At 73.6% G+C, this 17,225-nt stretch carries 15 protein-coding genes and 2 pseudogenes; 6 read left to right on the top strand and 11 right to left on the bottom strand.

All coding sequences use genetic code 11. The features are described 5' to 3' along the window. Positions 1 to 102 precede the first annotated feature (102 nt). Positions 103 to 1,311: a glycosyltransferase gene (locus tag FF36_RS02780; protein WP_044883494.1), complete on the top strand. Its 1,209-nt coding sequence runs from the start codon at positions 103 to 105 to the stop codon at positions 1,309 to 1,311. Between the two features lie 55 nt (positions 1,312 to 1,366). Here the strand turns inward: FF36_RS02780 and pth are convergent, their stop codons facing one another. From pth to FF36_RS39860, 9 genes and pseudogenes are all read right to left on the bottom strand, one after another. Beyond that, positions 1,367 to 1,960 (bottom strand): aminoacyl-tRNA hydrolase, encoded by a 594-nt coding sequence (gene pth / locus FF36_RS02775; protein WP_044883375.1) that lies wholly within the window; start codon positions 1,958 to 1,960, stop codon positions 1,367 to 1,369. A 69-nt stretch (positions 1,961 to 2,029) separates the two neighbouring features. Beyond that, positions 2,030 to 2,653 carry a 50S ribosomal protein L25/general stress protein Ctc gene (locus FF36_RS02770; protein ID WP_044883493.1) on the bottom strand — a complete coding sequence of 208 codons (624 nt, stop codon included), beginning with the start codon at positions 2,651 to 2,653 and terminating at the stop codon, positions 2,030 to 2,032. Between the two features lie 179 nt (positions 2,654 to 2,832). After that, positions 2,833 to 3,426 (bottom strand): hypothetical protein, encoded by a 594-nt coding sequence (locus tag FF36_RS02765; protein WP_044883374.1) that lies wholly within the window; start codon positions 3,424 to 3,426, stop codon positions 2,833 to 2,835. Then, entirely contained in the window at positions 3,423 to 4,187 is a 765-nt protein-coding gene (locus FF36_RS02760; RefSeq protein WP_052680929.1) for a DUF6286 domain-containing protein, read from the bottom strand. Before FF36_RS02760 ends, FF36_RS02765 begins: the two co-directional genes overlap by 4 nt. Before the next feature lie 210 nt (positions 4,188 to 4,397). Then, positions 4,398 to 4,841, bottom strand: a complete 444-nt coding sequence (locus FF36_RS02755) for an Asp23/Gls24 family envelope stress response protein (protein WP_044883373.1) — start codon at positions 4,839 to 4,841, stop codon at positions 4,398 to 4,400. After that, entirely contained in the window at positions 4,838 to 5,026 is a 189-nt protein-coding gene (locus tag FF36_RS02750; protein ID WP_044883372.1) for a DUF2273 domain-containing protein, read from the bottom strand. Before FF36_RS02750 ends, FF36_RS02755 begins: the two co-directional genes overlap by 4 nt. Positions 5,027 to 5,572: 546 nt before the next feature. After that, entirely contained in the window at positions 5,573 to 6,166 is a 594-nt protein-coding gene (locus FF36_RS02745) for a hypothetical protein (RefSeq protein ID WP_044883371.1), read from the bottom strand. Then, a pseudogene (locus FF36_RS36875) lies at positions 6,163 to 6,502 on the bottom strand (Asp23/Gls24 family envelope stress response protein); the annotation flags it as partial. The pseudogene FF36_RS36875 and the gene FF36_RS02745, both read right to left, overlap by 4 nt. A gap of 1 nt (position 6,503) precedes the next feature. Beyond that, a pseudogene (locus FF36_RS39860) lies at positions 6,504 to 6,681 on the bottom strand (Asp23/Gls24 family envelope stress response protein); the annotation flags it as partial. 495 nt (positions 6,682 to 7,176) lie between these two features. Here FF36_RS39860 and FF36_RS02735 point away from each other — a divergent pair. Continuing rightward, positions 7,177 to 8,223 carry a 4-(cytidine 5'-diphospho)-2-C-methyl-D-erythritol kinase gene (locus FF36_RS02735; protein ID WP_044883369.1) on the top strand — a complete coding sequence of 349 codons (1,047 nt, stop codon included), beginning with the start codon at positions 7,177 to 7,179 and terminating at the stop codon, positions 8,221 to 8,223. Beyond that, positions 8,220 to 10,124, top strand: coding sequence for an ABC-F family ATP-binding cassette domain-containing protein (locus tag FF36_RS02730; RefSeq protein WP_044883368.1), 1,905 nt, complete (start codon positions 8,220 to 8,222; stop codon positions 10,122 to 10,124). The genes FF36_RS02735 and FF36_RS02730 overlap by 4 nt, the downstream gene beginning before the upstream one ends. A 72-nt stretch (positions 10,125 to 10,196) precedes the next feature. Here the strand turns inward: FF36_RS02730 and FF36_RS02725 are convergent, their stop codons facing one another. Continuing rightward, a complete protein-coding gene (locus FF36_RS02725; RefSeq protein WP_044883367.1) occupies positions 10,197 to 11,228 on the bottom strand; it encodes an acyl-CoA desaturase in 1,032 nt (343 codons plus the stop codon). 849 nt (positions 11,229 to 12,077) lie between these two features. On the opposite strand from FF36_RS02725, the gene glmU reads away from it, so the two are divergent. The 3 genes from glmU (at position 12,078) to FF36_RS02705 (ending at position 16,360) form a co-directional block, all read left to right on the top strand. Further along, entirely contained in the window at positions 12,078 to 13,721 is a 1,644-nt protein-coding gene (gene glmU / locus FF36_RS02715; protein WP_082121624.1) for a bifunctional UDP-N-acetylglucosamine diphosphorylase/glucosamine-1-phosphate N-acetyltransferase GlmU, read from the top strand. A gap of 488 nt (positions 13,722 to 14,209) precedes the next feature. After that, positions 14,210 to 15,184, top strand: coding sequence for a ribose-phosphate diphosphokinase (locus FF36_RS02710; protein ID WP_044883365.1), 975 nt, complete (start codon positions 14,210 to 14,212; stop codon positions 15,182 to 15,184). 150 nt (positions 15,185 to 15,334) lie between these two features. After that, positions 15,335 to 16,360, top strand: coding sequence for a tryptophan--tRNA ligase (locus FF36_RS02705; protein ID WP_044883364.1), 1,026 nt, complete (start codon positions 15,335 to 15,337; stop codon positions 16,358 to 16,360). A gap of 19 nt (positions 16,361 to 16,379) precedes the next feature. Here the strand turns inward: FF36_RS02705 and rsmA are convergent, their stop codons facing one another. Continuing rightward, positions 16,380 to 17,156, bottom strand: a complete 777-nt coding sequence (gene rsmA / locus FF36_RS02700; RefSeq protein WP_242418134.1) for a 16S rRNA (adenine(1518)-N(6)/adenine(1519)-N(6))-dimethyltransferase RsmA — start codon at positions 17,154 to 17,156, stop codon at positions 16,380 to 16,382. Positions 17,157 to 17,225: the final 69 nt, after the last annotated feature.

Genomic DNA, 17,225 nt, shown 5'->3' with positions numbered 1-17,225 from the left:
CGACACCATCGTGACCACCCGGCCACGCGTCGCATTCCTCGCCCGAGCGACCGGGCGGACCCTCCCCCATGCGGGTGAACCCGAGTCGTTACAGTGGGACCGGTGAGCGACTCCACGCGCTGGATCGTCGTTGTCGAGGAACCGTTTCTCCCGGCGGACGCCGGCGGCCGGGTGGAGACATTCAGCTTCCTCACCGCGGCCTCCGCGGCCGGTATTCGGATGCAGATCCTGGTTCCCTCGCGGGAGGATCTGGACATCGCCGCCTACGAGGAGGCGGTTCCCGGTTCGGCGGTCATCCGACTGCCCCGGGACGACAGCCCGCGCGCCCACCTGACGCCGAAGCCGTTCATGCACGCCTCTCGACCGGTCGGGCCGCTGCGCCGCGCGTTGGAGTCCACGCCCCCGCGCGCCGACGCCGTGATCAGTTACAGCTGCCGATCGTCGCATCTCGGCGAGGAGATCGCCCGGATCTGGAAGCTGCCGCACCTGGTGCGCGCGCACAACGTCGACTCGGAGTTCTTCCGGGTGCTCGCCCGCAGCAGCTCCGGCCCCCGGGCCGTGGCCTACGAGCTGGAGTACCACAAGCTACGCCTGGCCGAACTCGCGATGCACCATTCCCCCCTGGTCACCTGCATCGCCGACATCTCGTTGGAAGACCACGAGTGGCGGCGCACCCGGGCAAGCGTGCCCACGTTCCACCTGCCACCGTTCCTGCCCGTGGGGGCGCTGCGGGCGACCGCCTCCACCGAGCCGGCCGCGGCGGCCGCCGCGGCCGTGGCCGGCGACCAGCGGCTGATCTTCGTCGGTTCGCTGGACACCCCGACGAACATCGAGGCGCTGCGCTGGTTCCTCGGGGGATGCTGGCCGATGATCCGGGTCCGCCATCCGAAGGCCACCTTCCAGGTGGTGGGGCGGCGCCCGGAGGACGGCCTGGCCGCGTGGCTCGCCGGTTTCGAGGGCGTCGAGCTGCACACCGACGTACCGAGCGTCGCCGGCTACCTCACCGCGGCGACGCTGTCGGTGAACCCGATGCGCTCCGGCTCGGGCGTGAACATCAAGGCCATCGAGGCGATGGCGACCGCCACCCCGGTGGTGAGCACCCCGACCGGCAGCCGCGGGTTGGACTGGGCCCCCGGCACCGACCTGCTGGTCGCCGAGGAGCCGGGCGCCTTCGCCGCTGCCGCGTGCGAGCTGCTGGACAACCCGGTGCGGGCGGCCGAGATCGGCCTCGCCGGCCGGGCCTTCGTCCGCCGGGAGCTCGACCACGCGGCGCTGATCGGCCGCATCCAGGAGCACCTGACGCCGTCCTGACCACGCCGGGCGGGGTCGGAACCGGGCGGGGTCGGGACAGAGTGCGGGGCCCCGTTCAGAGCAGGGCGTGATAGCGGTTCTGCGTGGGCTCCAGGCCATCCGTGATGAGCATTTCGACCGAGTCGGCGGCGTGCTCCAGCAGCAGCGGCAGCTCGCGCCGCTCCGCCGCGCCGAAGTCCCGCAGGACGAAGTCGGCCGGGTCCATCCGGCCGGGCGGGCGACCGATGCCGACCCGGACCCGCAGGTAGTCGCGGGTGCCGAGGGCAGAGGAGATCGATCGCAGCCCGTTGTGGCCGTTGTCCCCGCCGCCGCGCTTGAGCCGGACGCTCCCGAACGGGATGTCCAGCTCGTCGTGCACGACGATGACCCGGGCCGGATCGATCTTGTAGAAGGTGCGCACCGCCGAGACGGGCCCACCCGAGAGGTTCATGAAGGACAGCGGGCGGGCCAGGACCGCCCGCGCGCCGGCGAGGCGAACCTCGGCGACATCCGCCCGGGACCGGTGCGACTTCAGCCGCGACCCGGCCCGCTCGGCGAGCAGCTCGACGACCATGAAACCGGCGTTGTGGCGGTTGCCGGCATAGCCCGGACCCGGATTGCCCAGTCCGACGACGAGCCACGGCCCGTCGTCGGTCGGCACGTTCGTCATCGACAGCTCATCCGCAGGTCATCGGCAGGTGACGAGATGACGAGGGGGTCGACGGGGAGAGCCGTTCGCCTAGGCGGACGCGCTCGCCACGCCGGCCTCCTCGGTCGCCTCGGTGGTCTCGCCGAGCTCGGCGTCCTGCTGGGCGACGGTCCGCTTGGCCAGGCACTGCACGACGGCCAGATCGGGATCGGCGTCGAGTTCGGCGCCGTCAGGCAGCGGCAGCTGGCGGGCCAGCACGGCGGTGCCCGGCTCCAGGCCGGTGATGTCCACTTCGATCGCGTTCGGCAGACGCGAGGCGTCGGCCTTCACCGCGATCGAAGTGACCTGCTGGTCGACCAGCGTGTCGGGGTGGGGCTCGCCGACGACCTGCACCGGGATGTCTGCGACGACCTTCTCGCCCCGGTTCACGAGAACCAGGTCGATGTGCTCGAAGCTGCCCTTGATCGGGTGCCGCTGGACGTCCTTCGCGAGCGCGAGCTCGGTGCCGTCGGCAAGCTCGAGCGTCAGCAGGACGTTCGTGCCGGCGTCGGTCTTGAAGGCGTGCAGCAGGTCGTGCGCGGGCAGGGCGATGTGGCGCGGCGGCTTGCCGTGACCGTAGAGAACAGCGGGTACCTTGCCGGCGCGGCGGGTGCGACGAGCACCGCCCTTACCGAACTCGGTGCGCGGCTCCGCGGCGATGCGGACCTCGGACATGGCGGCGCTCATCCTTTCCAAAACAGGGGATTCCATCGCCGGAGGGCGGGAGAACCACCGCGGCGCGGTCCTTCACAGTACCGGACGCTTCGCGAGTGGTGGACGACCACCCCGATCTGTCAAGACCCTGCGGGGATGCGTGCCGTCGTGGGGCACCGGTCACGGCCGGACCGGCGGCATCAGCGGACGCCGGATGGGCGTCGGGCCGCACCGACGGGCCGGATGTTCACCTGAGCTGGCAGATCGGGGCGGCCGAGCGCCCGCCGGGCCCGTCCCAGCACCGGGCCGCAGACCTCCCCGACCACGCCGGACACGTCGGTGCCGCGGGTCACTCGGACCGCGATGTCCAGCGACGGTTCGCGCCTGCCCCGCAGCTCGGCCCACGCGCCCTCGACGCCCGCGATCCCGGCCACGTCGTCCGCGACAGCGTCGGTCAGCGCGGCCGCCGGCAGGTGCACGTCGCCCAGCGCATCGTGGGTCACGTCCAGCCCGGGGGACCTGTCTGTGCGCATCTGCTGGGCCAGCCAGACCAGTGCCAGCAGGGCGACCAGCCCACTGCCGACCCCGATGACCAGCCAGAACCAGCCGTGGTCCGCGGCGAAGTCACGGACGTCCGGATCGAGTACCGACTGGTCCGCCCGGCCGTCCCCGAAGACGCCGACCCCGGTGAGCAGCGCGACCACGCCGGCCGCGGTGAGCAGCACGCCCAGGACGGCGAGGATGACCTGGTTGCGCCGGTCGGTCGACGGCGTGTGCGGCCCGGGGCCGGTCACGGCGCCTCGCCTCCCTGCCGAGTCGCGGCACCCACACGGGCGCCGTCCGGTTCGGGCCCGACCCGCCGGCCGGGCCCGTCCGGACCCTCTGACCCGTCCGGACCCTCTGACCCGACCCGGCCGTCACGCCCGGAGGGGCCGGTATGCCCGCCCGGACCGCCCCGCTCGGCCGGGCCGTCATGCCTAGCCGGCCCATCCCCCCCGGCCAGTTCGTGCCGAGCAGCGGTCGACCGCGCGGTTACCCGGACGACGGGGACGGACGGCTCGGCCAACGCGAAGGCGTCGAGCTCCTCATGCAGCGCGGCCTCCACCTGCTGCGCGACCTCCACCCGATGCGGGGCGCCGCCCGCGATGGGGGGACGCAGGCGCAGCCGGGCATCCGTGCCCCGCCGGTCCACCCGGACCCGGGCCCGCTCCACCCCGTCGACGGCGAGTGCCGTGGCCCGCAGGTCCCGGGCCAGCCCGCGCCGGTCCACGAACACCCCGGTCCGCGGGCTGTCCCAGCGGATACGCAGCCGGGCGGGTGTGCCGCGCCGAAGCGCGGTCCCGATCAGCAGCAACCCGACCAGCGCGACGAATCCGGCGGCCAGCAACGCCGGCCCCTCCGACCAGGCGGTGTCGCTGAGACTGTTCGCCCAGCTCTGCCAGTCGATCACGATATGACCACCGCCCGCGGCGGCAGCGATGATCTCGATGACGGCGATGACACCGGCAGCCGCGATCAGCGCGGCCAGCAGCCCGGCGACGATCCGACGTCCCATCCGCACGATGTCCACCCCCCACCGAGTCCACCCGTACTCCACGACTCGTGCCCAGCCGAGCACGAACAGACACCACCCATCCGCCTCCCCACCTTTCCCCCGGGGATGAAACGGGCACCGAACCCATGACGGCAAAACGGACACCGAAGCCCGTGGAACGGCAGCCGGTGGAGGACAGGGGCGGGGTGACCGCGGGCAGCCACCCGGGGATCAGCCGTCCGGTTCGCCGCCGCCGGGGCTCAGGGAGGGCACCTCGATGTCGAGATGGGCGACCCGCACACCGGCGAGCGCCGCGAGCCGTTCCCGCACCTCGCCCCGCACCCGCTCGGCGGTCTCGCCGACGGGGTTCGGGTACCGCACCGAGAACGTCATGGTCAGCCGCGCCGTGCTGCCCTCGAGCCGGGCGTCCACCCGGGGTCGGCGGGCATGCCCGCGCCACCGGGCCCCGCGGCGCCATCGCGCCCCGTCCCGGCGGGCACCTCCCCGGCGCGAGAGCCGTCGCGGCGGCCCGGTCACCCCGGGCACCTCCGCGGCGGCCACTGCGGCGATCTTCTCCACGACCCGGTCGGCGACACGCAGCGAACCTGCCGCCGCACCTCCGCGCCGGGTGCCGGCCGGCTCGGCGGACGCATCGGGCCGAGACGGCGTCGTCACCGCCGGCTCCGGCGCCGGTCCCCGCCCACGTAGCGGGTGATGTCGAGATCACCGTCGACGACCTTGCCGACGACCAGCCCGACCGCCCCGAAGACGAGGACGATCAGGAACTCGCTGAACCCGCCGAAGGCGAGAGCGAGCCCGGCGATGAGGCCGGTGATCAGACCGAGTGCTGCAGCTCGCATGGTGACGCCCCTTCCGGTCCACGACCCGTCCAGTCGGGTAGTACGTCCGGCGTGCCCCTCGGACGGGTCAGGCAGGAGCCATGGGCACGATCGTCACATATGGCGAGGGGACAGCTACGTTTCATGCGGGAGTGTCGCGTCAGCGGACCCGAGAGCCACGCTGTGCTCTCGAACCCTCCTTTCGGTGTACCCATCGGACGCCGAGCCGATGGGCCCACCGTTCACCGAGACCCGGCCATCGGCGCCGCGCGGTGCCGCCCCAGTCCCGGCCGCGCTCCGCTATCCAGCCGGCCAGCTGCTCGGCTCCGGTACGTCGGTAGTAGGCCGTAGGCCGCGAGGCGGCACCGGTCGCCGAGCCAGGGGTCGCCGAGCCAGGGGTCGATGCGGCGCGCAGCGCCCGCAGTCCCTCGGCGAAAGCGTGCGGATCTCCGCCGCGGTCCGGGTGATGCGTCCGAACGAACGCCCGGATCTCCGCCCGGCGCCGGGCCGCGTCGGGGTCCGGCCGGGTCTGCGGACGGGCGACGTCATCCCCCGCATGTCGGGAGGTCACGGCGGCCACACCCACGGCTGATCGTCATCCCCCGATCGCGCCAGCCGCGGATCCCCTGCACCCCGACCGAGTGGCCACCCACCGGGCGCGGACCCCTCGGTCGGGCTCCGTCCGCCGATCGGCGTTCGCGGGTCGACCGATGCCGGCCCGTCCGCGGGGTCGAGATCGCGGATGACCACGTCCACCCGGGGACAGTCGGGGGCGGCGCAGCGCACCGCCGCCCGGATCCGGCCGGCGAGATCGGGCAGCGGCTCGCCGTAGCGGCAGTCGACCTGCACGAGGATCCGGTCAGCCCGCACCCGCACCCCCGCGACCCGGCGACCCGGCAGGTACGTCGCCACCTCAGCCCCCCCGAACCGGTCCCGCGCCGCGTCCACCCGCGTGACTTCGGCCGTGGCGTCGTCGGTGCGGGCTGCCGGGTCGGCATTACCGCAGGGCGACGCGCTGGGGCGCGCTGGAATGCTCAGGGCCGCGGGCGTGGGGGCGGCGACGAGCCGCGTCACCCCAGGGCAGGCGGCCACGGCCGCCGCGACCCTGTCGGGATCCCAGCGAAACCAGGCGGCGGCATCCCCCGTCCTGACCGGGCTCACTCGACCCGCCGGGTCTCTTCCTGGCTGTCTTCAGCGATGTAGACGTCGTCGACCGCAACGTTGACCTCGGTGACCTCCAGCCCGGTCATCCCCTCCACGGAGCTGACGACGTTGCGCCGGATCGACTGCGACAGGTCGACGATGGAGACGCCGTAGTCGCAGACCACGTCCAGGTCGACGGCCGCCTGCCGCTGGCCGACCTCGACCACGACGCCCTGCGCGACGCTGGCCGACGCGCCGGGGATGCGGGCCTTCACCGAGGCGACCGCCCGGGCGCCGCCGGTGCCCAGCTTGTGTACGCCCGCGACCTCGCGGGCCGCCACCCCGGCGATCTTGNGGACCACGACGTCCGCGATCGACGTGCGGCCCAGTTCGCTGATGAGCTCCGTTGAGTGCTTGCGGTCCGGCACAGCGGCCCGGCCAGCGACGCCGGTCGCCGGCGAATCCGCATGGCCGGCGCTGGTCGAGGTCCCGGCGCCGGTCGTCGTGGTTCCGGAGCTGGTGGTCGTGGTCATGGTGCTCCCTTTCATGGTTTCGGCGCCCCGGGGTGGGTCGTGATCGCGGGGCACCACCCGGGGTCAGGCCGCCGCCCGCCCTTCGGGGGCGGGTCCGACCGGGCCGCCGCGGGTCAGCTAGGACACGACGGCGACGCATGTGCAGGCCGGACGTCATGGGGAGCTGGGAAAAGGTGTGAAGGGCCAGGTCCAACCGGGCGGGGTGGCGTTCCGAAGCACGTGTGGGCCCTCCCCGACGGGGTCACCCACGCCACGAGCCGCCCGATTTCACCAGCCAGGCATCCCGTTCTCCCATGTACCCCGTGGGCGGACAGTCATACGCTCCGGGCCCGCGGATAGGTTGGATCCGGCCGGTCGCACTGCCCGTATGGGCGGGGCGCCCGCACGAGTAGAGCCGTCCCCTCGAGTGAGCCTGAGTGAGTCCGAGCGAAGGAGCATCCGCTGCCTCGATCCCACCCGGGCCCGCGCCAAGGCGCGGGAGCCGGCACCGCCGCCGTGACCGTCCGGGCCCCGGCCAAGGTCAACCTGCATCTCGGCGTCGGCCCGCTGCGGCCGGACGGCTACCACGATGTGATCACCGTGCTTCAGGCCGTCTCGCTGTTCGACGACCTGACCGCCACCGCGCTTGACCCCACGGAGCTTGACCCCACGACGCTCGACCCCACGGCGCTCGACGGGGTGCCCCCCGGCGACCAGGACGGGGTCGTGGTCACCGTCGAGGTCTCCGGCGAGGGCGCCGACCCGACCGCGCGGGGCCCGGCCACGACCACCCCCGACGTGTCCATCGTTCCCACCGGCCGTGACAACATCGCCGTCCGCGCGGCGCACCTGGTCGCCGAGGCCGCGGGCATCACCTCGGAGCGGGTGCACCTGACCCTGGCCAAGGGCATCCCGGTCGCCGCGGGCATGGCCGGCGGCAGCGCGGACGCGGCGGCGGCGCTCGTCGCCTTCGACGCGCTGTGGCAGGCCGGCCTCGACCGGGTCGCCCTCGCCGGCCTCGCCGCCCGGCTCGGCAGCGACGTCCCGTTCCCGCTGACCGGCGGGACCGCGCTGGGCACCGGCCGGGGCGAGCAGCTCACCGACGTCCTGGCCACCGGCGAGTACCACTGGGTGTTCGCCCTCGCCGACGGCGGACTGTCCACCCCGGCCGTCTACGCCGAGTTCGACAAGCTGTCCGAGGGCCGGCTGCGCACCGGGCCCACCCCCGCCGACGACGTGCTGGCGGCGCTGCGCACCGGCGACCCCGCCCAGCTCGGGGCGGCCCTCGTCAACGACCTGCAGCCAGCGGCGCTGCGGCTGCGGCCGGCGCTGCGCCGGGTCCTGGAGACCGGCCGCGAGCTCGGCGCCGTCGGGGCCATCGTGAGCGGTTCGGGGCCGACCTGCGCCTTCCTCGCCGCCGGGGCGACCGAGAGCGTCGAACTGGCCGCGAGCCTGGCCGGAATGGGCGTCGCCCGGGCCGTGCGCCGAGCCTCCGGGCCGGCGGCCGGCGCCCGGGTGCTGGAGGGACCGGACGACGCGGACGGGTCGGGCGGAGGGCCGTGAGCCCCGTCCTGGTCAGTTTGGAGAACGTCGACGCCGCCTTCGGTACCCGCACCCTGCTTGACCAGGTGAGTCTGGGCATCGGCACGGGCGAGCGGATCGGGGTGGTCGGGCGCAACGGCGCCGGCAAGTCCACCCTGCTGCGGATCATCGCGGGCGAGGCGGAGCCACACGCGGGCCGGGCCGTGCTCGCGGGATCGACCCGGGTGGGCTCGCTGGCCCAGGCGGACGTGCTGCCCGCCGACCGGACGGTCCGCGAGGTCGTGGTCGGCACCGGCGCGGAGCACGAGTGGGCTGCGGACCCGCGCCGCCGCGGCGTGCTCGCCGGCCTCGGCCTGCTGGACCGCCTCGACGACGTGCTCGGCCCGATGTCGGGCGGCGAGCGTCGGCGGGTGGCGCTGGCCCGGCTGCTGGTCCAGGACCTCGACCTGCTGATCCTCGACGAGCCGACGAACCACCTCGACGTCGAGGGGGTCGCCTGGCTCGCCGCCCACCTCGCCGGCTGGCGCGGCGGCCTGCTCGTCGCCACCCACGATCGCTGGTTCCTCGACGAGGTGTGCGGCCGGGTGTGGGAGGTCGTCGACGGGCGCGTCGACGCCTACGAGGGCGGCTACTCCGCCTACGTCCTCGCCCGGGCCGAACGGACCAGGCGGGCGGACGCGTCGGAGGCCCGCCGGCAGAACCTGCTGCGCAAGGAACTCGCCTGGCTACGCCGCGGGCCCCCCGCCCGGACCAGCAAGCCGCGGTTCCGCATCGACGCCGCCAACGCCCTGATCGCCGACGAGCCGCCGCCCCGCGACACGATGGCGCTGCGCAGCTTCGCGGCCTCCCGGCTCGGCAAGGACGTCTACGACGCGGAGAACATCACCGTCCGGATCGGGGAGCGCACCCTGTTCGACGGCATCACCTGGCTGCTGGGTCCGGGGGACCGGATCGGGCTGGTCGGTGTCAACGGCGCCGGCAAGACGACGCTGCTGCGCACCCTGCTCGGCGACGTCGTCCCGGACGGTGGGCGGGTGAAGGTCGGGGCCAGCGTCCGCCCCGCCCTGCTGTCCCAGGAGGTCATCGAACTCCCGGCGTCGCTGCGGGCGCTGGAGGCCGTCGAGCAGGTCGGCCGGTCGCTGGAGGTCGAGCGGGGCCGGGAACGCAGCGCCGGGCAGTTGCTGGAGCAGTTCGGCCTGCCGTCGTCGCGGCAGTGGACCCGGGTCGGTGACCTCTCCGGTGGCGAGCGGCGCCGGCTGCAGCTCCTGCGCCTGCTCATGGCCCGTCCGAACGTGCTGTTCCTGGACGAGCCGACCAACGATCTCGACACGGACACCCTCACCGCGTTGGAGGACCTGCTCGATTCCTGGCCCGGCACCCTGGTCGTGGTCAGCCACGACCGGTACTTCCTCGAGCGCACCTGCGACGTGACGATGGCGCTGCTCGGCGACGGCCACCTGCGGATGCTGCCGGGCGGCATCGAGGAGTACCTGGCCCGCCGCGCCGCCGCCGGGTCGGAGACCGCCACCTCGGCCCCGCCGGCCCCGGGGGCCGCCGTGGGCGGGACAGGTGGCGCGGGTGGCCGGGGTGGCGCGGGTGGCGCCCGGATCGGCGAAACCGCGCCGGGCGTTCCCGCCTCCGCGACGGCGGCCTCCGGCACGGCAGCATCCGCCACCGGCACGGCGACCGGGCCGTCCCGGTCCGGCAGCGAGCTGCGGGCCGCCCGCAAGGAACTGACCCGCCTCGAACGCGCCCTCGATCGGCTGACCCGCCGGGAGCAGGAGCTCCACCATGCCCTCGCCGAGGCGGCGACCGACCACGAACGCCTGTTGGCGCTGGACGCCGAGCTGCGCGCCGTCGTCGCCGACAAGGACGGCACCGAGGAGGCCTGGCTGACGCTCGCCGCCGAGCTGGAGGGCTGAACGGGCCGCCCCGACGCCGCCGGCCGGGCGCAGGCCGATGGCGTCGAGGCTGGACGCGGTGAGGTCGGGGGCTCAGGCGGTCGCGTCGGCGGTGACGCGCTTGGCGGCGAGGCGGGCCGGGTCGGGCCAGCGCACATCCCAGACCAGGTGCAGCGTCTCCATCAGCTTGATGATGTAGAAGCTGGTGTCGATCTGCCAGGGGCGCACGCCGTGGCGGGCCGAGGTCGGCTCGGCGTGGTGCAGGTTGTGCCAGGACTCGCCCATCGACAGCAGCGCCAGCGGCCAGACGTTGGTCGAACGGTCCCGCGACCGGTACGGCCGGGAGCCGAGCACGTGGCAGATGCTGTTCACCGACCAGGTGACGTGGTGGAGCGTGGCGACCCGGACGAGGCCCGCCCAGAAGAACGCCTGCGCGGCCGCCTCGAACGAGCCGCCCCAGAGGCCGCCGATGATCGCCGGCGCGGCGAGGCTGACGAAGGCGCACCCGGCGAACGAACGGCTGACCTTCACGATGTCCGGGTCGTCCAGCAGGTCGGGGGCGAAGCGGCGCTGGTCGGTCTGCTCGACGTCGAACAGCCAGCCGACGTGGGCGTGGTAGAGGCCCTTCATCATCGACCACGTGCCGGGGCCGTAGCGCCACGGCGAGTGCGGGTCGCCCTCGGCGTCGCTGAAGGCGTGGTGGCGCCGGTGGTCGGCCACCCAGCGGATCACCGGACCCTCGATCGCCATGTTGCCGGCGACGGCGAGCGCGATGCGCATCGGCCGGGACGTCTTGAAACCACGGTGGGTGAAGTAACGGTGGAATCCGACCGTCACCCCGTGCCCGCTGATGGCATAGAAGATCAGGGCAAGGACGACGTCATGCCAGGAGATCCACCGGCCCCACAGCGCGGGTATCGCAGCGACCACCGCGGCAAGCGGAACGATGATCGTCGTCACCATGATGATCTGTTCGGCCCGAGCCTTCGCCATCGACCTGGGCCTGGTGGCGTTGCCCCGGCTGTTGGCGGGATCGGCGCGGCCGACAGCCTGCCCCGCAGTCGTTTCCCGGTCGTCATCCGGCGCCCGATTGTCGCTCGGTGTCACCGTGTCGGTAGCGGTCATCGCCTCGTCCCGTCCATCGCGGCAGGTCCACTGCGCCGGCACTCCACCGGTCACGGTAGCCCGCCGATGTGACAACAGTCCCCATTGCCGGCGTCCACCACGCAAACGGGCCACCCAATACGGCGGCCCGACCGCCCGGCCTGCCGGCACCGCCGTCGACCCACCGGCCGGCACCCGCCCGAAAGGTCTACGTCTCGTGGGGGTACCCGCCCCACCGGGGGCCCCACCCGGACCACCCCGGAGGGCGACCGGCCAACCGTGCCTGGAACCTCGCGGGGCGACCGCGGCGACGCCCGACGCCACCTACCCCGGGCGGCATGCCCCGCAGCGGTGCGGCGGTGGTGCGGTGCGCCCCGATCGCCACGGGAGCCCGATGCATCGGGCTGTGCCGGGTCGGCGGGGACCGCGGCGCGGCCCGACCCGCGGGACAGTGGTCCGCGACCCTGCTTTTACCTTCCGAGCCACCCCACGATGGTAGAGTTGGCATGTTTTCCCCGCGGTCCGCCGTAGTGTAATCGGCAGCACAGGAGATTTTGGTTCTCTTAGTCCACGTTCGAGTCGTGGCGGCGGAGCACTACCGGAGCACTACCAGTAATACCATCACAAAGAATCGCCGGGAAGTATCGCCGCGCCGGCCGGACCGCCGTCGCCCCCTTTCTCCGCGATCGACCGAGTGCTTCGGCGGGGTATCGATCGGGTCGTTCCCCGCCGGGCGGCCGCCGTGTTCCCCCGGTGACGGCGCCCGGCGTGTTACCGGCGGCCGTCACCTCCCCAGGCCCGGCCAGCAGGTCGCGGTAGTGTGGTGCCCGTCGCCCCATCGTCGTGCAGGCCGAAGATTCGGGAGATCGCGTGACATCACCACGTCCGGCCGCCGTCATCATCCTGGCAGCGGGCGAGGGTCGACGGATGCGCTCGACGACACCGAAGGTGCTGCACAGCATCGCCGGGCGAACCCTGCTCGGGCACGTGCTGCACGCCGCCGGCACCATGGCCGCGCCCCGCACCGCCGTCGTCGTCGGCCACGGCCGGGAACAGGTCGCGGCGATGCTGGCCGAGCAGGCCCCGGCGGTCATCACCGTCGTGCAGGACCGCCAGCACGGCACCGGCCACGCCGTTCGGGTCGCCCTGGCGGCGCTCGACGGGCTCGCCGCCGACGACACGGTCGTCGTGCTCCCCGGCGACACCCCGCTGCTCACCGGGGAGACGCTGGCCGCCCTCACCGCCCATCACCATGCCCAGCGCGCCGCCGCGACCGTGCTGACCGCCGTCCTCGACGACGCCACCGGCTACGGCCGGGTCGTGCGCGACACCGCGGGCGGGGTCCGGGCGATCATCGAGCACCGCGACGCCGACGCGGCCACGGCCGCCATCCGGGAGATCAACACCGGCGTCTACGCCTTCCGCGCTGGCCCGCTCCAGGCGGCGCTGGCCCGGTTGACCAGGCAGAACGCCCAGGGCGAGGAGTACCTGACCGACGTCGTCGGGCTACTGGTCGGCGACGGCAGTCCGGTGGCGGCGAGGGTCGTCGCCGACCCGGTCGAGGCCGCCGGGGTCAACGACCGGGTCCAGCTCGCCGCCGCCGGTCGGGCGCTGCGCGACCGGATCGTCATCGCGGCGATGAAGGCCGGCACCACCGTCGTGGATCCGCCCACCACCTGGATCGACGCGGACGTCACCCTGGAGCCGGACACGACGATCGCCCCCCACACCTTCCTGCACGGGCGCACCCACCTCGCGCGTGGCGCCACCGTCGGCCCCGAGTGCACCCTCACGGACACGATCGTCGGCGCGGAGGCGAGCGTCGTGCGGACCACGGCCGACCGGGCCGAGATCGGCGCCGGCGCCGCCGTCGGCCCCTACAGCCACCTGCGCCCCGGCACGCGGCTCGGCCGGGAGGGCAAGATCGGATCCTTCGTCGAGACGAAGTCCGCCGAGTTCGGCGACCATACGAAGGTCCCCCACCTCGCCTACGTCGGCGATGCGGTCGTCGGCGAGCGAAGCAACATCGGCTGCACGACCGTCTTCGTGAACTACGACGGCGTCGCGAAGCACCGCACCGTCATCGGCTCCGACGTCCGCATCGGCAGCGACACGATGCTCGTCGCCCCGGTCACCGTCGGGGACGGCGCCTACACGGGCGCCGGTTCCGTCATCCGGGAGGACGTGCCGCCGGGCGCGCTGGCCATCCGCGAGGGGCGGCAGCGGATCATCGAGGGCTGGACGGAGCGGCGCCGGCCCGGCAGCCCCGCCGCGCTGGCCGCGGCCGCCGCCGCTGCCTCGCCGGTTCCCGCCGTCCCCGACACCGCGACGCCGGTCGACTCCCGCGCAGTCGACTCCCGCGCAGTCGACTCCCGCGCAGTCGACTCCCGCGCAGCGCAGGCGCCCGAGGTCGGCACGCCCGACGCCGGCCCGCACGGTCGGGGTGACTTGGCGCACACCAGCGGAGGCGAGGCCGGCATCGCTGGCGTTCCCGGAGCGGGAAGCAGAACGTAGAGGCGTCGGTCCCAACCTTCTGACCAGCGGGGGGATGCACACCGCCCCATCGGTCCGGACACCTCGGCGGGCCGCGCGGAGCAGCACCCCCCGCGCGAAGGCACGTCGCCAACAGCCCCACGCCGCCGACAGCCCCACGGCGGCAGCGGACCCGCGACCAGCCGCGTCCCGCTTACGGGCGCCGGACCGGGTAAGCCCCAGACATACCTGCCCACCATCCATCCCAGCCCGCCCGTACCGCCCCTTAGCCCGTACCGCCAGAGCTCCTACCGCCAGAGCTCCTACCGCCAGAGCTCCTACCGCCAGCCTCCCGACCGATGCAGCCCGACCGCCCGCCGCCCGACCGACGCCGCGACTGCCCGCCCACGGCTCGCCGGTCGAACGCGCCGACGCCCCGACCCGGCCCCGGCGGTCTGCGTCGGGCGGCTCGCCGGGCCGGCACGTCGCGCACCCCAATCTGATCATCCGTCACGTCCGAGGAGAACGCGGTGGCCTACCAGACCGAGAACCGGCGCAACCTGATGCTCTTCGCGGGACGCTCGCACCCCGGCCTCGCAGCGGAGGTGGCGGCCGCACTCGACGTCGAACCCGTGCCGACGAACGCCTACGAGTTCGCCAGCGGCGAGATCTTCGTTCGCTTCTCCGAATCGGTCCGCGGCTGCGACGCCTTCGTCCTGCAGTGCCATTCGGCGCCGGTCAACACCTGGCTGATGGAGCAACTGATCATGGTGGACGCCCTGAAGCGGGCGAGCGCCAAGCGGATCACGGTGGTCGCGCCGTTCTACCCCTACGCCCGCCAGGACAAGAAGCACCGCGGCCGCGAGCCGATCTCCGCCCGGCTCGTCGCCGACCTGTTCAAGACCGCCGGTGCGCACCGGCTCATGTCGGTCGACCTGCACACCGCGCAGATCCAGGGCTTCTTCGACGGCCCGGTGGACCACCTGTTCGCGCTGCCGCTGCTCGCCGACTACATCGAGAACAAGCTGGACACCTCGGAAGTCACCGTCGTCGCCCCCGACTCGGGCCGGGTACGGGTGGCCGAGCGCTGGACCGACCGGCTGGGCTGCCCGCTGGCCATCATCCACAAGCGGCGGGACCCCGACGTGCCCAACCAGGTGAAGATGTTCGACGTGGTCGGTGAGGTCCGCGGCCGCACCTGCGTCATCGTCGACGACATGATCGACACGGCCGGCACGATCACGAAGGCGGCGGAGTCGCTCAAGGAGCATGGGGCGACCCACGTCATCGCGGCGGCGACACACGGCGTGCTGTCCGGGCCGGCGGCCGACCGGCTGAAGAACTCCGAGATCGGCGAGGTCGTCCTCACCAACACCCTGCCGCTGCCCAGCGAGGCGCGGATCGACAAGATCACCGAACTGTCGATCGCCCCGCTGCTGGCCGCCGCGATCAAGGCGGTCTTCGAGGACGGCTCCGTGACCGGCCTGTTCGGCGGGGACGCCTGACGGCAGCGGGTGGCGCGTCCCGGGCCCGACCCCGGGACGCCGCCAGCCCGCTACGCCGCCAGCTCGCCACACTGCCAGCCCGCCACGACGCCAGCCCGCCACGACGCCGGCGAATCGCCGGCACGGTTCGCCTCCGTAGACTGCCCAGCCATGGCAGCGCAACAGCCGAAGGTCTCGCTGACCGGCATCAAGCCGACGGGCGAGCCGCATCTCGGGAACTACATCGGAGCGATCCGGCCCTCGCTGGAGCTCACCTCGACCTACGAGTCGATCTACTTCATCGCCGACTACCATGCCCTCACGTCGATTCGCGACCGCAGGGAGCTGGCGAGCTACACCCGGTCGGTGGCGGCCACCTGGATCACGCTCGGCCTCGACCCGGCGCGCACGGTCTTCTACCGCCAGTCCGACGTCCCCGAGATCTTCGAGCTGTCCTGGGTGCTGTCCTGCGTCACCGGCAAGGGCCTGATGAACCGGGCGCACGCCTACAAGGCCGCCCGCGACCGCAACGCCGAGTCCGGCGTGGCGGATCTGGACGCCGGGATCAACATGGGCCTGTTCAACTACCCGATTCTGATGGCCGTCGACATTCTCATCATGAACACCGACGTGGTGCCCGTCGGGCAGGACCAGTCGCAGCACGTCGAATATGCCGCCGACATCGCCGGCTCGTTCAACCATCTCTTCGGCGACGTCTTCAGCCTGAGGATTCCGGAGGGAATCTATCCGGCCGGCATCTCGGCGCGGGCGCTGCCCGGAACCGACGGCCGCAAGATGAGCAAGTCCTACAAGAACACGATTCCCCTGTTCGCCCCCGAGAAGCAGCTACGGAAGCTCATCCGCGGCATCGTGAGCGACAGCACACCGGTGGAGCAGCCGAAGGACCCGGACACCTCGGCGGCGTTCGCACTGTTCGAGAACTTCGCCACCCCCGAGGCGATCAAGGAGATGCGGACCCGCCTGGAGCAGGGCGGCACGGGCTGGGGCGAGCTGAAGAACGCCCTGTTCGAGACCGTCAACGCCTGGCTGTCGCCGCTGCGTGAGCAGTACGAGGCGCTCGTCGCCCCCGGCAGCGAGCTCGACGCCATCCTCGCCGCCGGCGCCGAGCAGGCCCGCGACCGCGCCCGCCCCGTCCTCCAGGGCGTCCGCCGCGCCGTCGGCATCGCCTCCCTCTGACCGAGCCTCTCCGGCGACGTTAGTCCGCGGGCGCGCGCTCGGCGGCGACGCGGGCGGCGGCGAGGCGGCAGTAGGCCTCGACGTCGAGGGTCTCGCCGCGGGCGCCGGGATCCACCCCGGCCGCCTCCGCCAGGGTCGTCGCGGCGGCGCGCGAGCCGGCCCAGGGGGCCAGAGCGGTGCGCAGCGTCTTGCGGCGCTGGGCGAACGCGGCGTCGACGGCGGCGAACACCTCGGCGCGTAGCTCCGCCGGCGCCGGCGGGGTCCGGCGGGTGAAGGCGACCAGCCCGGAGTCGACGTTCGGCTGCGGCCAGAAGACCGGGCGGGGCACGCCGCCGGCCGGGCGGCTGCGCGCGTACCAGGCCAGTTTCACACTGGGCGCGCCGTACACCCGGCTGCCGGGCGGCGCCGTCAGCCGGTCGGCGACCTCCGCCTGCACCATCACCAGGCCGCGGCGCAGCGACGGCAGCCGTTCGAGCACGCCCAGCAGCAGCGGCACCGCGATGTTGTAGGGCAGGTTCGCGGCGAGCACGTCCGGGGCGGGCACGCCCGCGGGCAGGTCCGCCGGTCCCAGCCGCAGCCCGTCGGCGAGCACCACGTGCAGCCGCGCCGCGGCCTCGGCGGGCAGCCGGGCGGCGACGGTCACCGGCAGGGCGGCGGCCAGCGGCGCGTCCACCTCGACGGCCACGACTGCGCCGGCGGTGCCGAGCAGCCCCAGGGTCATCGAGCCGAGACCCGGACCGATCTCCAGGACCGTGTCGCGTGGACCGACGTCGGCCAGGCGCACCAGGCGGCGCACGGTGTTCGCGTCGACCAGGAAGTTCTGCCCACGGCGCTTCGTCGGCCGCAGGTCCAGCGCGTGCGCCAG

It is taken from the genome of Frankia torreyi (assembly GCF_000948395.1).
Lineage (GTDB): Bacteria > Actinomycetota > Actinomycetes > Frankiales > Frankiaceae > Frankia > Frankia torreyi.
The sequence above is the reverse complement of the archived record's forward strand: the minus strand, read 5'-3'. Positions and strand labels throughout refer to the sequence as shown.